This window comes from Exiguobacterium sp. s40 (assembly GCF_018617905.1).
Taxonomy (GTDB): Bacteria; Bacillota; Bacilli; order Exiguobacteriales; family Exiguobacteriaceae; genus Exiguobacterium; species Exiguobacterium mexicanum_A.
The window spans coordinates 1-14,781 of the sequence record NZ_JACSLC010000006.1 but is presented as its reverse complement, the minus strand read 5'-3'; the positions used below and the strand labels follow the sequence as shown (position 1 = coordinate 14,781).

General features: G+C 53.4%; 9 protein-coding genes. 2 read left to right on the top strand and 7 right to left on the bottom strand.

Annotated elements, in window-relative coordinates; genetic code table 11:
* Nucleotides 1-20 precede the first annotated feature (20 nt).
* The gene (addA, locus tag KNP02_RS07165) at nt 21-3,623 is read right to left on the bottom strand and encodes a helicase-exonuclease AddAB subunit AddA (protein WP_214707900.1); all 3,603 of its coding nucleotides are present in this window, start codon (nt 3,621-3,623) and stop codon (nt 21-23) included.
* Nucleotides 3,607-7,047: a helicase-exonuclease AddAB subunit AddB gene (addB, locus tag KNP02_RS07160; protein WP_214707898.1), complete on the bottom strand. Its 3,441-nt coding sequence runs from the start codon at nt 7,045-7,047 to the stop codon at nt 3,607-3,609. Before addB ends, addA begins: the two co-directional genes overlap by 17 nt.
* Nucleotides 7,048-7,205: 158 nt before the next feature.
* Between addB and KNP02_RS07155 the strand changes: the two genes are divergently transcribed.
* Both KNP02_RS07155 and KNP02_RS07150 read left to right on the top strand, forming a co-directional pair.
* A complete protein-coding gene (locus KNP02_RS07155; RefSeq protein ID WP_138859867.1) occupies nt 7,206-7,586 on the top strand; it encodes a truncated hemoglobin in 381 nt (126 codons plus the stop codon).
* A 55-nt stretch (nt 7,587-7,641) separates the two neighbouring features.
* Nucleotides 7,642-7,998: a hypothetical protein gene (locus tag KNP02_RS07150; protein WP_034776562.1), complete on the top strand. Its 357-nt coding sequence runs from the start codon at nt 7,642-7,644 to the stop codon at nt 7,996-7,998.
* Between the two features lie 24 nt (nt 7,999-8,022).
* Here KNP02_RS07150 and KNP02_RS07145 read toward each other — a convergent pair whose 3' ends face one another.
* The 5 genes from KNP02_RS07145 to KNP02_RS07125 all read right to left on the bottom strand — a co-directional run bounded on the left by KNP02_RS07145 (nt 8,023) and on the right by KNP02_RS07125 (nt 14,363).
* Nucleotides 8,023-8,439, bottom strand: a complete 417-nt coding sequence (locus KNP02_RS07145; protein ID WP_034776560.1) for a hypothetical protein — start codon at nt 8,437-8,439, stop codon at nt 8,023-8,025.
* A gap of 136 nt (nt 8,440-8,575) precedes the next feature.
* Nucleotides 8,576-11,644 (bottom strand): efflux RND transporter permease subunit, encoded by a 3,069-nt coding sequence (locus KNP02_RS07140; RefSeq protein WP_214707896.1) that lies wholly within the window; start codon nt 11,642-11,644, stop codon nt 8,576-8,578.
* 108 nt (nt 11,645-11,752) lie between these two features.
* Nucleotides 11,753-12,202 carry a competence protein ComK gene (locus tag KNP02_RS07135; RefSeq protein WP_034776556.1) on the bottom strand — a complete coding sequence of 150 codons (450 nt, stop codon included), beginning with the start codon at nt 12,200-12,202 and terminating at the stop codon, nt 11,753-11,755.
* A gap of 128 nt (nt 12,203-12,330) precedes the next feature.
* Nucleotides 12,331-13,704 carry a sensor histidine kinase gene (locus KNP02_RS07130; protein ID WP_214707894.1) on the bottom strand — a complete coding sequence of 458 codons (1,374 nt, stop codon included), beginning with the start codon at nt 13,702-13,704 and terminating at the stop codon, nt 12,331-12,333.
* Entirely contained in the window at nt 13,701-14,363 is a 663-nt protein-coding gene (locus KNP02_RS07125; RefSeq protein WP_214707892.1) for a response regulator transcription factor, read from the bottom strand. Before KNP02_RS07125 ends, KNP02_RS07130 begins: the two co-directional genes overlap by 4 nt.
* Nucleotides 14,364-14,781: the final 418 nt, after the last annotated feature.

Genomic DNA, 14,781 nt, shown 5'->3' with positions numbered 1-14,781 from the left:
TTTTCGTCGGAACGTCTAGACTACAAGGCAACAATTTCCTGTAAATCGAGGGAATAAATGAGCATCCGACCGACTGTGATTCCCCAAATCGCCTCGATGGCCTCCCGATAGAGCGATAATTGGACGTGATAGCGGTCGCGCAACAGTTGTTTGGCCGCTTCACGAGAGTCGCTCGAGAAGAGCACGGAATCCGATTTATAGTCGAGGAGCACATATGTCTCCCCATCATAGAACAGACAATCGATAATCCCTTGGATCAGCACGTGTTCGTCAGTGAACGCCCCGCTCGGGTTGACCCGCTCGGCCGGAACCGTGTACGTGAACGGCAGCTCGCGCCAACCTCGTCCGACTTGAAGCGCTGCCGTTAACGCACACCCGGTTTCCGAAGCGAAGAACGCCTCGATTTCAGGACGCGCGAGCCGTGCCGTCTCGGCCTCGACCGGGCTGAGCATGCCGTCGGCTTCCCAGCGATCGATTTGTAAGGCGAGCGGTTCAGACGGGTTGATCAATTGAAAGACAAGGTGTAACGTCGTACCCCGCTCGGCTCCCGTCTGTTTCGATTGTTTCCACTTCGGCTCTCGGTACGGGGTGTCACTCGCCCGGTACGTCTCTTCAAACGCCGCCTGCTCAAGTTGGAGCGCGCGTTTCAGCTCCGTGACCGTTTGCTTGGCAGCCGTCTCGGTCGCGGCTTGAGCCGGATATTTATAGGTGAACGCCCGGCGGACAAAATCTGTGACGTTCGCCTCGTCTTTGACCGGAAAGTCGATCGCTTCGAACTGTTTGACGTGATGGAGCTGCGCCATCATCTCTTGGAGCGTGGCGACTTTCGCCAAGTCCTCTTCGCCGATGATACGGTACGTCCACGGGGTCGATTCCGATTGGGGTGCGATCATCGGCAACCCTTGCTCTTCTAAAAACGGGGCCGCTCCTTCAAGTTTTAAGAGCGCCGGAGCGACCCAATCGAGATACGTCTTCGCCTCACGGCGTGCATCGGCCGATAAAGTCGTCCCGGTTTGCTCGACGTGCAACCATTGCCCGATCTGTTTCCCAGGCTCTTTGACCGTCCCGACCAAAATCAGTTTTTCTTTCGCGCGCGTGAGCGCGACATACAAGACGCGCATCTCTTCGGCTTTCATCGTCGCATCGAGCTCGCGGCGAATCATCTCTTTGACGAACGTCTCCGTTTTCGTGCGCGTGACGACGTCAATCGCGTCGAGGGAGATTCCGTAACGTTTATGGAAGATGACGCGCTGCATTTGATCGCGCTTGTTGAACTGCTTCCCTAGCTGAGCGACGATTGTGACCGGGAATTCCAGTCCTTTCGACTTATGGACAGTCATGATCCGGACGACGTTTTCTTCTTCACCGAGTGAACGCGCCTCGGACAAGTCCTCGCCGTTATCCTGAAGCCGATCCATCACGCGGAGGAAACGATACAAGCCGCGGTAACCACTCCGCTCATACGACAACGCCCGGTCATAGAGCGCCTTCAAGTTTTCTTGGCGCCCTTTCCCGCCCGGCAGTCCGCCGGCAAAATCATAAAATCCTGTGTCGTTGAACACTTGTTGAATCAATTCTGACAAGCTGTGGTTGCGAGCGAACGTGCGCCACGCTGATAACGCGTCGAGGACATCGCCACACTTCAGACCGAGATCGTCCTCATCATCCGCTTTCGCTTTGAGCGCCTCAAAAAACGACTCTTCCGACTCAAGGCGGATTTTCGCCAACTCTTGGTCGCTGAACCCGAACATCGGCGAGCGAAGCGCCCCGGCGAGCGGGATGTCTTGGAGCGGGTTGTCGATCAGTTTCAACACTGCGAGCATCATCCGAATTTCCGTCGCTTGGAAGTATCCCCCGTCCGAATCGGTGTAGGCCGGAATGTTGTACTGTGTCAAAATATCCATCAACTGTTCGACCCGCTCTTTCTTTGAACGGACCAAGATGACAATGTCACGATATTCACACGACCGGAGCAAACCTGTCGCTTCATCGGTCACTTTGAACGGTTCCTCGCCCGAGACGAGTTCTAAAATCCGGGTCGCGATGGCCCGGCCTTCGAGTTCTTGTTTCGACAAGTCGCGGCTCTCCCCGTTGACGAGAATGAGTTCAGGACTCGCCTCGAGCGCCTCATAGTCACGCCCCGGGACGAGACGTGCCGCCTCATCGTATTCGATTTCGCTCACTTCCTCGTCCATCAACCGGACGAACAAGTCATTAATGCCGTGAAGTACCTCGGCTCGGCTTCTGAAGTTTTGGGACAAGTCGATCCGTTGTCCCGACCCATGCTGTTTGAAGCGCGTCGCCTTCTCGATGAACAAGCGTGGTTCGGCATGGCGGAACCGATAAATCGACTGCTTGATATCACCGACCATGAACAGATTTCCGACATGCTCGACTTCATTGCTGACAAGCCCGATGATTGTCTCTTGAATCTCGTTCGTGTCCTGATACTCATCGATCAATACTTCGGCGAAGCGTTGTTTGTAAAGCGAAGCGACCGAAGATGGTCCTCCCTCGTCTCGTAAAATGGCGAGCGCATAATGCTCGAGGTCGCTGAAGTCGACAAAAGCACGATCCCGCTTCGCCTGCTCGTAAGCGGCACCGAACGTCCGCACGGTCTTAACGAGCGTCTCGACGAGCGGACGTTGTGTCATCAACACGTCCAAATAATCGGCCCCACTCGTGCTCGCTTGGGCGATGGCTTCACTTAACTTCTTTTTCGCCTGATCGTACGCCGGCTTCAATACCGTGTGATAGACGTGATGTTCTTCTTTCTTTTGAACGGATTTCATCGTCCCGAACTTGACGGCGCGGGAAGCCGTCTCGAGCTCGCTCCACTTGAACGAGTCCGGATCGAGATTCGCAAATGGTAAAATCGCCTGTTGCACGTTCTCGGATTGCGCCTCATAACCGGCGAGCCGAAGTTCGATGGCGACGCGACGGAGCTGACGCAACGCTTTTTCGATGTCTCCCCAAAGCAGGCGCCCGAATTCAATCAACAGTTGTTCCTCATCAGGATCCCCATCGAACTGATACAACGACACAAGTTCGTCCAAGTACGCTTCCGGGTCCGGTAGCGTCCGTGCATAGTGATAGAGACCGAGAATCAATTCCTCGATTTCACTGTCCCCGCGGTCCGACGTATAGGCGTCAATCAAAGTGAAGAAAGCTTGGTCTTGTTGACCGTACGCCTCCTCGAGCACATCTTCGAGCACATCGTCCTGCAAAAGCACCAAGTCCCGTTCCTCGGCGATTTTGAACGCCGGGTCGAGGTCGAGCAAATAATAATTCTCCCGAATCACTTCGAGACAGAACGAGTGAATCGTCGTGATGAGTGCCCGGTTGAGCATTTGGCGTTGCTTTCGAATATATGCGTTCTCGGGATCATCACGGAGTGCCCCGTCGAGTGCTTTGGCGATTCGACGTTTCATCTCGGCCGCCGCCGCATTCGTGAATGTGACCACGAGCATGCGGTCCGCCGTCAATTCGTCCGTCTCATCCAAGAGACGGCTCGCGAGCCGTTCCACGAGGACGGCCGTCTTCCCGGAACCGGCTGCCGCCGAGACGAGCACGTGGGATCCTCTGGCATCGATGGCCGCTTGTTGGTCATTCGTCCACTTCATCGACGTCACCTCCTAATCTTGACAAGACGTCATCTTTTTCTAATTTCTTCAATTGCCGTGGCTCATTAGACAGCGCCTCATCAAAGTGACAGACACTTTGGAACGGGCACGTCTGGCAGGGCCGTCGTTCTTTATATTCATATGGCTCGACTCCGATTTCGCCATCGTACATCGCCTCGGCGCTCGCCTCCGCCAAATTAAGGGCATGGTCCATCAATTGCTCGAGCTGTGGCGGGGAGACGACTTTTTTCGTCGTATTCGCATCGATCGTCCCATCTTTCTTGTACTTGACCGGGATGACGATTGATTTTTTCTGATCGAGTTTCGCTGTCCGGTCCATCGCCTCTAAAATGGCAGGATCGTCGACGAGCAATCCTTGCATCTGATACGATTCGAGCACCTTCCGCTCGGTGTCCGTGTCCGTCTCGGCCGGTGCGACGAGCGGCCGGTGGACGTGGAAATAAAGCGCCGCTGCCGGCGCGACATTCTCTTGTGTCCACGCGTTCGCCTGCTCGATCAGTACTTTCAAATAGATGAGCATCTGCATGGCGAGCCCGTAATAGATTTCGGCGAAGTCGATTTCTCGTTTGCTCGACTTATAGTCGACGATCCGGACGTAGAGCTGATCATGGACCGAGGCCGTATCGACGCGGTCGATGCGACCGACAAGTTCACACGTCGCCCCGTTACTGAGCGTGAACGACACGGGCGGGAAATTGCCGCTGCCGAAGGCGAGTTCGAAAGCGACGGGGTCGAATCCGTCCCGTTTCGATTGCTCGATCAACACTTCCGCCGTCTTGCTGACGACATCGGTCAATTTCTTCTTCAAATAGCCATATCGGTTCGAACTCATCAAAATCGCATTTTGAATTTCGGGCGTGACGAGTTCGACGGCCGCCTCGGCGAGTGACGAACACTCGTCGCGGCTCACATCCCGCCATTCTTTCCCGTCCATTTTCACGGTCTGGGACATATGCTCGATCGTGCGATGGTACAAGTTTCCGATATCCGGCGCTTCTAACCGATACAGGCGACGTTCTTTCAAACGGAGCCCATAGCTCGCAAAGTGACGGAACGGACAAGCTTGGAACGTCTCGAGCCGTGAGACGCTCGCTCGAATCGAGTTTGTATAAAGTGACTTGGCGACATCTTCCGGCAACGGTTGTGGCACGTTTTGATAGAAGAGTGCACTCGTCAATAAGCGAATCCGTTCGCGGCCTTCCGGATGTTTCAACAGTTCGTTGTACACCGTGAACCACGTATCTTGAATCGGATAATGCCGGCTGAGTCGTTGCAGTTCGAGCGCTGTCACCGCTGCCGTCTGATTCACGTTCGTGATAAAAGACAGCTGGTCGCTCGGGCGATGTTCCCCGGCTTCCGCGAAATGGGTCGTCACGACTTTCCCGCCACTGAGGCGGGCTTTCAGGTCAGCGATAAAACTCGCCGGTTGAATCGCCTTGCCAGCCCGGTCGACGAGGGCATAGCTGACGAACACACGATGGCTCGGTGCCGTGAGCGCCTTGTATAAATAGTACGTCTCGTCATCAAATAAATGCTCGGTCGCTTTCCCGGCCCGAACGCCGTTGTCATGCATGAAATCAAGGTCCTGGTCGGTCAACAGTTTCGACTGGGTCGCTACGAGCGGGATTTGATCTTCGTTTGCCCCGAGTAAGAAGACGACCTTTTTATCAATCAAGCGGCCCCGGACGTAATCAGTGACCGTCAATTGGTCCAGAGATGGCGGGACGAGCGCGTAGCGCAAACTGTCGAGCCCGGTATCCATCATCTGCAGGAACAGTTCGGTCGAGAGCGTCTCATCTGGCGCCGCCGCTTCCAACTGCTCGAGCAAGTGCAACACGGCATCCCACACTTGGGTATGTTCTCTCGCTTCGAGCAATCTTGATTCCTCGAGCGCCTCCTCGCGCCAATAGGCGAGACAAGACGCCACATCAACCCGTTCTAGAAAGGCATAGATGGCGTGCGTGTAAGCTTGCATCGTCTTCGCCGCTTTTAAATCGGCCAACAGCGGGTCGAACGTTTCAACGACGGTTTGGCGGTAACGATTGAGTGCCGTCTCCAAGTCAAGTTCTTCCCCGGTCAGCCGCGCCTCTTCTTCGGCTCGGCGTCGCAAATACCAATCCTCGTGCCAGTGATAATGTTTGATCCCGCGCTCGATGACGAACGCCTCGAGTCGGTCGACCGACGTGCATCGATGCTCCGCATCGAGCAAAATCAGTTCGGTTTTGAGCGCCCGAAACACCGGTTCTTCCCGGTAGCCACGCATCGCGACCTCAATCGTCGCCTTCAATAATTCGACGACGGGATGATCGAGCATCGGTTGGCGCTCATCAAGGAAGAACGGCAACTGCATTTTTTGGAGCGCTTGTGTCGCCAAGTCGCCGTACTCCTCAAGCGAGCGTGACACGAAAGCGATATCGCGATAGCGGAATCCATCCTCGCGGACGAGCCGAACGACCTCACGGACGGCCGCCTCGACTTCTACCGACCGGTCGACGGCCGCGTTCAACACCACGTTCGAATCAGGACGCGTGTATGGGGCTGCCGTCACTTGCCCGAACGTCGCCTCGAGATAGGCTAGGCTCGGATGTTGGAAGCGCGGAGATCCTGTATGAGGGTGGTCGTTTGACGAGAGACCGCGCTCGGCCAACAGCTCTTTGAAACGCATGAGTGTCCGTTGCGTCGGTCCGAACGACGGATGAGGCCGATAGAGCGAATCCGGGTCAATCGTCAACAACACGTCGAGCGGCGCCTTCTCCGCTAAAGCGACGAGCACGGCCAGCTCTTGTTCCGAAAATTCATTGAACCCATCGACGTAAAACTGCGTCCCGGTCAAATCGATGTCCGGCAACAGTTGTAGCAACACGTTGAAATAGTCTTCCGCGTGGAGCGATTTCCCTTCTGTCATCGTCAAGAAGCCCTCATAAAGAATCGACAAATCTTGAAGTTTGAGGGACCGATGTTGGTCTTGCTCGCTTAAGCGGAGCAACTGCTCGGGATCGACGAGGCCGCGCTTGAGGAGCGTGATCAACTGGTTCAGTTCCTCGTAAAATCCGAACTGGTTCATCGTCCGGCGGAACAACGTCAATCGTTCCTCGTTCATCTCGACGACACGGCGCAACAGCAAGTGCGTCCCTGTCTGATCTAAAAACTGTTCGGTCGCGACGCCACGGTCGCGCATCATCAAAAAGGCGAGTCGACGCATCGATAAGACTTGAATCCGGGTCGACCCGTTCAAGCCGTCCATCATCGCCATCTTCCGTTCCATCTCAAACGACATTTGGTCTGGGACGAGCATATAGATGGTCGGTCCGCTCGGGTCACGCTTCAGCTCTTCGATGACTCGTTTGATCATCCATTCGCTTTTTCCGCTCCCGGAACGCCCGACATGAAAAGTGACCGTCATTTAGGCGAACACTCCTTCCCTTTTTTCTTTATTATGACCCATTCGACCTCGTTTGTAGAGGGAAATCCTTCAACAGCCCAGGAAGAAAATTGGCCAGCCCGCTTCAGTCCCCTTTTCCGCAAAAATCGATTAGACTGAACGTATGAGGGGGAAAGAAGATGAGTGCATATGAACAATTTGGAGGCGAACGTGGCGTTCAGCAACTCGTGGACGCTTTTTACGACCTCGTCTACGCCGATCCGATCTTATTGCCGTTGTTCCCGGACGACAAAGACCGGGTCAAAGCGCATCAGTTTGAGTTTTTAACACAACTGCTCGGGGGACCGAAACTGTATACGGAACGTCGCGGTGGCGGCAACTTGGCGATGATCCATCGCGACCACCCGATCTCGGAAACGCACGCCGGCCACTGGCTCGGCTGCATGGAGCAAGCGCTCAAAACAGTCGATGCCCCCGAATCGGTCAAGCAACAACTGTTCCATCGTTTGATCATGTCATCCTCGAACGTCGTCCGCGTCTGCTCCCACCATTTTGAGTAGTCAGCCTTTCGAAAAGCGGGTATGATAAGAAAGTAAGTAAAGGAGGTCGTTTTTCATGACAGAAGAAGAAAAAAAAGAGGCCGTTTCCTCTGAAGAAGAAACGGAAGAAGTAGAACCGACGGCAGTCCTCGCCGACGCCCTCGCAGAGGATGAAGAGGAAGAAGACCAACCCGAAGAAAAGAACATGGACCATATTAAAGGCGTGTTCAACTATCCACATGAGAATGGACGAGAGTACCGCGTCGTCTTCTATAACGATCGCAAAAACCTCGTGTTCCGTGAACTCGGGAACGGGAAAGTCGAATTCGTCGGCCGTTTCACAGACGAGTCGTATGACCAAGAGAACGAAGCAGAGATGCGTGAACTCGGCGAGCAACAGCTCGAACGGATTCTCGCAGATCGCCTCAAATAAAAAAATCGCCCGCGGGCGATTTTTTTATTTGTGCTTGTTTTTATTTTGTTTTTTCTTACGAAGCGCGTAAATCGCACCCGCAAGTCCTCCGGCGACAGCAATCCCGGCCATGACCGGCACGAGCACTTTTTTCGTCGGAATCATCTCTTTCACCCGTTCATACGGTGTCGGCACCGACAGCTCGAGTTGAACCGCCGACTCGCCGTGACCGTGCGCACGCGCCTGACGAGCCGCATCGGTAATGACGACACGTCCCGTCGTATAACGACGAACACCGTGTTCATCGGTGTACGGGCGACGGACACGTTTGACGCCACGCACGGTGCGCCCACGAGCCGCATCGGGTCGGACTATCCGTTCACTCGTCCACGAGCGACCCCCTGTCGCGCTATAAGCAGGGCGCATCTTGCGCCGATTGATCCATGTGTACGAATCATTCATGTCTATTCCCTCCAATATACTGAAGTACCTTTTCTTATTATACCCATACAACATCTGGGGAAAACATGAGTTGTCGTGAACGTTCGTTCACAAAAACAGAGGATGGCCCGGTTCGGACCACCCTCTGTTTGCCACATTACTCCGTGAACGGCTTATCTCGATGGCGACGTTTCGCCAAAATCAAGTAGTAAGCTGGAACGAGCACGAGCGTCAATACGGTCGAGAAGAGAATTCCTGACACGATTCCGATAGCAAGCGGTCGGAACAGTGGGTCTTCTCCAAGCGCGACCGGCAAGAGTGCCACGACAGCGGTCAACGCCGTCAACAGAATCGGACGAATCCGGGCGCGTCCCGCCTCATAGACGGCGGTCGTGACGGCCATGCCGTCGCGAATTCCTTGCTCGATGAACTCGAACAAGACGACTGCGTTCCGAACGACGATCCCGGCTAGTGAGACGATCCCCATCGAGGCCATGAAACTAAATGGTGTCTGGGTGACGAACAGTCCGACCACAGCACCCGCAATCGCCAAGTAAATCGTGAACAAGACGAGGAGCGGAAGAGACAGTGAATTGAACTGGAACGCGATGATCAAGAAGATCAAGAACAAGACGACGACGAACAACGTAGCAAGTTCAAGGAAGAACTCGTTCTGTGTGTCGCTCGCGCCAGATTGGTCAAACGCGATTCCTTCATCGGTCAATGACGCCTCGGCGTCAGCAAGCACGCGGTCGACGTCTTGTTTGAACGCCTCTTCGTCCATGCCTTCGCTCGCATAAATTTGGAGCGTCACGATCCGTTCCCCGTTCTCACGCGGAATCTGTTGAATCTGTTCTGTCGTCGTCTCAGTGACGAACGTACTGAGCGGTGCGACCGGAGGACCTGCCTCCGTCTGAACTGGGACGAGGATATCGTTTAAGGCGAGCGCCTCACGGTTCGCTTCCGCATCGACGACGATTTTCACATCGCGTTGTTCGACTCCGTCATCAAACGTGCCGATCGGGATGCCGTCCGTGACGAGGCGAATCTGGTCACTGATTGATTTCGCGGTCACACCAGCGGCCGCCATCGCGTCACGATCAAGTTCATACGTGAGCGTCTGGAACGGCTCTTTAATGTTGTCGAGCACGAGTGCACCGTCGATGGCTTCAAGGTCCGCTTTCACGGTATCCCGGGCCGTGACGAGTTGCTCAATCGTTTCACCGCGCATCGTGAACTCGACTGGTGCCGAAGTCGGCGGCCCTTGTTGCTGCGTATCCAAGAAGATTTCAGCATCCGGGTTGTTTTCCCGGATTTGTGTCGTATATTCGTCGATCAATTGAATCGCGTCAATCGTCTCATTGTCGACACGAACGACGATTTGACCCGTGTTTTCACCGGTCTGATCGAGCCCTCCCGTGAAGAGGCTCGGTAGGCCGCCACCCGCAAAGACAGATGTCTCGACGACACCATCAATACTTTGGAACTCTTCCTCGATCGCTCGAAGTCTCTGTTCTGTCTCCTCAAGGTCGGTTTGGACCGGCAAGGTGACACTCGTCACGACTTCTGGCCGGTTCGCAGCCGGGAAGAATTCGAACGGCGTCAACAAGATCAAACCGTACAATGCGGTCGTGATGACGAAACCGACGAGACCGAACGTCCATGGACGCTTCGCGACTTTGGGTAGTAACGTATCTGCATAGAAATTACTGAGACGGTTCAGTGGCCCACCCAACCACCCCGGCTCGCGTTTCGATACTTTCACTTGCTTCCGATTCAACCAGTACTGGGCGATCGGCACGAGCGTCAAACTGATGAGCATCGAAGCGAGCACCGACAAGGCCAAAACGGTCGGCAAGGCACGGATAAAGTTCCCGTTCGCTCCCGAGAGGAGTGTCAATGGCAAGAAGGCGAAGACGACGGCGAGCGTCGATGTGACGATCGAGCCCCACACTTCTTTCGTCCCGCGTACGGCACCGCCCATCGCCGTGTCACCTTTTCGGTAACGGCGGAGGATATTGTCATTGACGACGATGGCGTCATCGACGAGGATCCCGAGCGCAATGATAGCCCCGATGATTGAGATTTGGTTCAAGTCGACTCCGGTGAAACGAAGTGGAATCAACGCGAGCAAGAACGACAATGGAATCGCTAAGCTGACAATCAGCGAGCCTGAGAACGTGAGCCCGATCGTCGTGACGACGATGACCGCAATCATGGCAATGATGAATTCACGAGTGAGGGATGAGAAAATATCATCGACCGCTTTGGCCTGCTCGTAATATGGAACAAGTTCGACACCATTCACGTCCCCGACTTCATCCGCAACGACTTCGTCGACGCGTTCTTGAAGAGTCGGGATATCTTGACCCGATTCAATCGTGACCGTCAAGGAAACGGCAGGTTGTCCGTCGAGTGAAACGAGGTCCGTGACCGCTTTCTCCGTCTCTTCGACCGTGCCGACGTCTTCAAGGAGGACAGGCGTCCCATCCACTGAGCCGACGACGACTCGGCCCATGTCATTGACGTTCGTCAAACTATCGATCGCCAATTGGTAAATCCCATCTTCAGTCGACTGGCGACCGAGCGGGGTCGTCTTATATTCTTCATTGATCGCCGTCAAGACGTCCGGAAAAGCAAGTTGACGCTCCCCGAGTTCCGCCGAGTCGAGCGAGACGACGAATTCCGTTTCCGGTAGTCCTTTGATCGTCACACCGGTAACCCCATCTGTCCGCAACAGACGTTCCTCCAACCGCTCGATATCTTCACGCACTGTCTGGAGTGTTTGGCGATCATCTGCCGTCAACAAGTAAGAAGCGACCGGCAACTGCCCGATCGAGTCATTGACGGTCGGGGCCAGCGCATTTTCTGGCAAGCGAGGCGCAGCGTCTGAGATCGCTTGGCGTACATTCGACTGCAGCTCACTTCGATCGAAGCCGTCTTCATACTCGACGGTGATATTCGAGAACTCGGATGCGGATAATGATGACACATTCTCGATACCATCGAGTCCTCTCAATTCAGTCTCCAAAATATTCGTAACGTTCCGTTCGACCGTCTCTGCGGTCGCGCCCGGATATGGCGTTTGAATCAAGATGATATTGACACTCGTCTCTGGAATTTCACGTTTCGGAAGTTGGAAGAACGTGAGCACTCCGACGACGACTGCGACGAGCAAAAACACGATGACCAGTTTTCCTCGTTCAATCATTTTTTGAAAAAACATGTTGACCCCTCACTTTCAGATAATGTGCAAATACACATATGAACTATTCTTCTTTATCATAGAGGGGTTCACCATTCATTTCAATCTTTAAACACAGTTGAATGTGCTTCAGTGAAAGCGTTTTTGAAACGAATACGATAACTCGATGGACCGTTGCTTTTGCTTATAGACGGTATGATTCGAGACCGGGACCTCGACCGACTCACCCGAATGAAAGATAATCCGACTTCCTTTACCACTCTTCTTAGCATCGAGGACTTGAGAAAAATTGATCCAGGCACAGTCCGGACTTTCTTTTGCAATCGTCGGGAAAAAGATCGCATCTGCATGCCAATCCATGATGACAGGTGTCTTCCGGTGCGGGCCGAGTACGTTACGAGCCGCCTCGATCCGTCCTTGAATGCTTGAACCGTAATACAGACAGGCCGATTCGAGTAAATACAGGGGCGATCCCTTCATTCGCGATACACCGTCGGATTGATAGACGAGCGTCTCCGCCTCCCCATACTCATTGAAAACTGGAATCAAAGCTCTTGTTTCATTCGTCAACTGAGTCATCTGATTTGCCTCCATCATGGATATAGTGACTTACATGTCATTCATACCAAGAAATGAAGACTTAAACAAATCTCGTTCATATATTTCCCACTAAAAAAACCAACCGATTATCGGCTGATTTTTTAATTTCAGTGATCTAATTTCTTATTCTGTAACGATTTCGATTGGGGAAATTGAAAATGTACACGTACTCCGTCTTTTGTATTTCCCAAGGCGACCGTCCCCTCATGAAGTGTCACGATTCGTTGAACGATGAACAGGCCAAGACCGAACTTCCCTTGTTTCCCTCGCGAAAACTGATGGAACAAGTCGAGGTTCGCGTCGACCGGGGGACCGTCATTCTCAATGGTGATGTCGACACCCGCCTCGGAGCGCGTCAGTTCGATTCGAATCGTCGACTCGGCATAGCGCAAGGCATTATCGAGCACGTTCTCGAAGGCGACACGGATTTGTTCTCCGTCCCCGAGCATCTCGCCGGCATGTCCTGTCACCGACCAGTCCAAGTTGCCTCGCAGTTTGAATCGGCTGACGAGCAGTTCCATCAACTTATCGAGATTAATCGGTTCAAGCCGCATTTCTTGGCCTTTGAAGTATTCGAGCTTCGTGACATATAACAAATCGACGACTTTCTTCTCGAGTCGGGACGCCTCTTCGTCGATGACTTCGGCCGACCCTTTCAAATCCCCGGTCGGATAAATCCCGTCCCCGATGGATTGGGCGTAGCCGCGGATGACCATGATCGGTGTCTTCAAGTCGTGCGAGATGTTTTGGAGCAGCGCCTGTTGGGCCACGTCTTGCTCTTGCAACTCTTGCCGCATCGCGTCAATCGAGCGGGCCAACTGCCCGAGCTCATCTTGACGAGCGAGCGGGAGCACCGTCTCCCATTGTCGGTTCGAGATTTTCTCGACCGCCCGCTCCATCTCGACGATCGGTTTCGTCAACTCTCGCGACATCCATAAAGCCGGGATTAACGACAACAGGCTGATGACGCCGATTAAAATCGAGATGCGCCAGTAGAGCGTCGAGACAAGTTCACGCCGGTAAGCGTCCCAGGCGTAGGAAGCTTGGTAGATCAGAGCCCCATCGTACTCGTTCTGCCGGATGATATAGTAGACGTCCTCTCCATCAATCGTCGTCTGGTATTTGGCGACCTCGCTCGTCTGAGTGAGCGCCTCTTGATACATCCGGTTCGTCAATTCAAGCGGGGCCGAACCATAAATGATGCGTCCATTCGGCAAAAAGATGAGCTGGTTGACCGATCGGGATTCTTGTTGGCGACGGTCATATTCAATCGGATTTTGCGGAATGTTTTCTAGCTCATTCGTATTCCCCAGGTAATAATCCACATCTTGCAACGTCTCGTACACTTGTTCATCGATAAACTGCGTGATCGAGGAACGAATCGTCAACAAAATCATCAAGGCGAGCGTCACGATGATCAGAAGGATCAATACCCAAATCTTCCACATGAGCCGTTTCGGCTGGAGACGATCGAGCTTCATGGCTTAACGAGTCGGTAACCGACGCCATAGAGCGTTTCGAGCTCAAGGCGATGCAGTTTCTTCCGGAGACGGCGTACCAAGTCATCGACGACGCGGTCCGAGCCGAAATAGTCATGGCCCCATACCCCTTCTAAAATCTGTTCGCGTGATAAGGCCGACCCCGGATGTTCGAGGAAGAGCAGCAACAAGTCGAACTCTTTTGATGTCAAATCGATTTCATCTTGTCCATGCTTGATGAGACGTTTCTCAGGATAAATCGTATATTCTCCATATTCGATATGCTCATTCGATTTCGAACCGTAGACACGGTCGATCAATTTTTTGACGCGGATGACCAGTTCCCGTGGCAAGAACGGTTTCGCGATGTAATCGTCCGACCCCATCTCGAGTCCGATAATTTTATCGATATCCTCATCTCGCGCCGAAATGAAAATCGTCGGCGTGAACGCGTTTTTCGCTTTGATTTGTTTCAGTAACTGGAACCCATCGAGGTCCGGGAGCATGATATCGAGCACCCATAAGTCTGGTTCGTCTTTAATTGCGGCCTGGGCCGAGGTCCCGTCGGTGAACGAACGGACCTGATACCCTTCTTGCTCTAAATACGTGACGAGCATCTTATTTAAATTGATTTCATCATCGACTAAATAGATTGTGTACATTCCAGTCACCTCTGCAACGTTTTTTGTTTATCATATCAAACAATTGTGGATGAATGATGGGAATGCAGCCGTTTCCTCCGCGCTCAATGTGTTCACGACACGCAAACAAGCTCACAAAAAAAGAAGGGTTCCCCCTTCCTTACCGCGTCGGCCGAGTGCGCATCTGTTGTGCGAGGAATACCGTGCCGCCACTAAGGAGGGCCAGTACACCGCTGATCATCATGAGTTCCATCATGTTCCACCTTCCTACTGATAGCGATTCTCATTATCACCTATAATATAGCATACTTTTCTTAGCATGAACATGACAAAAAAACTCCCGCCATGGTAGGAGGGCACTGAAAAACCCCCGCTCTATCCGAGCGTGAGAACGTGAAAAAGGCGATTGGCCCGACTTGTGTCGGGACGATCGCCTTTT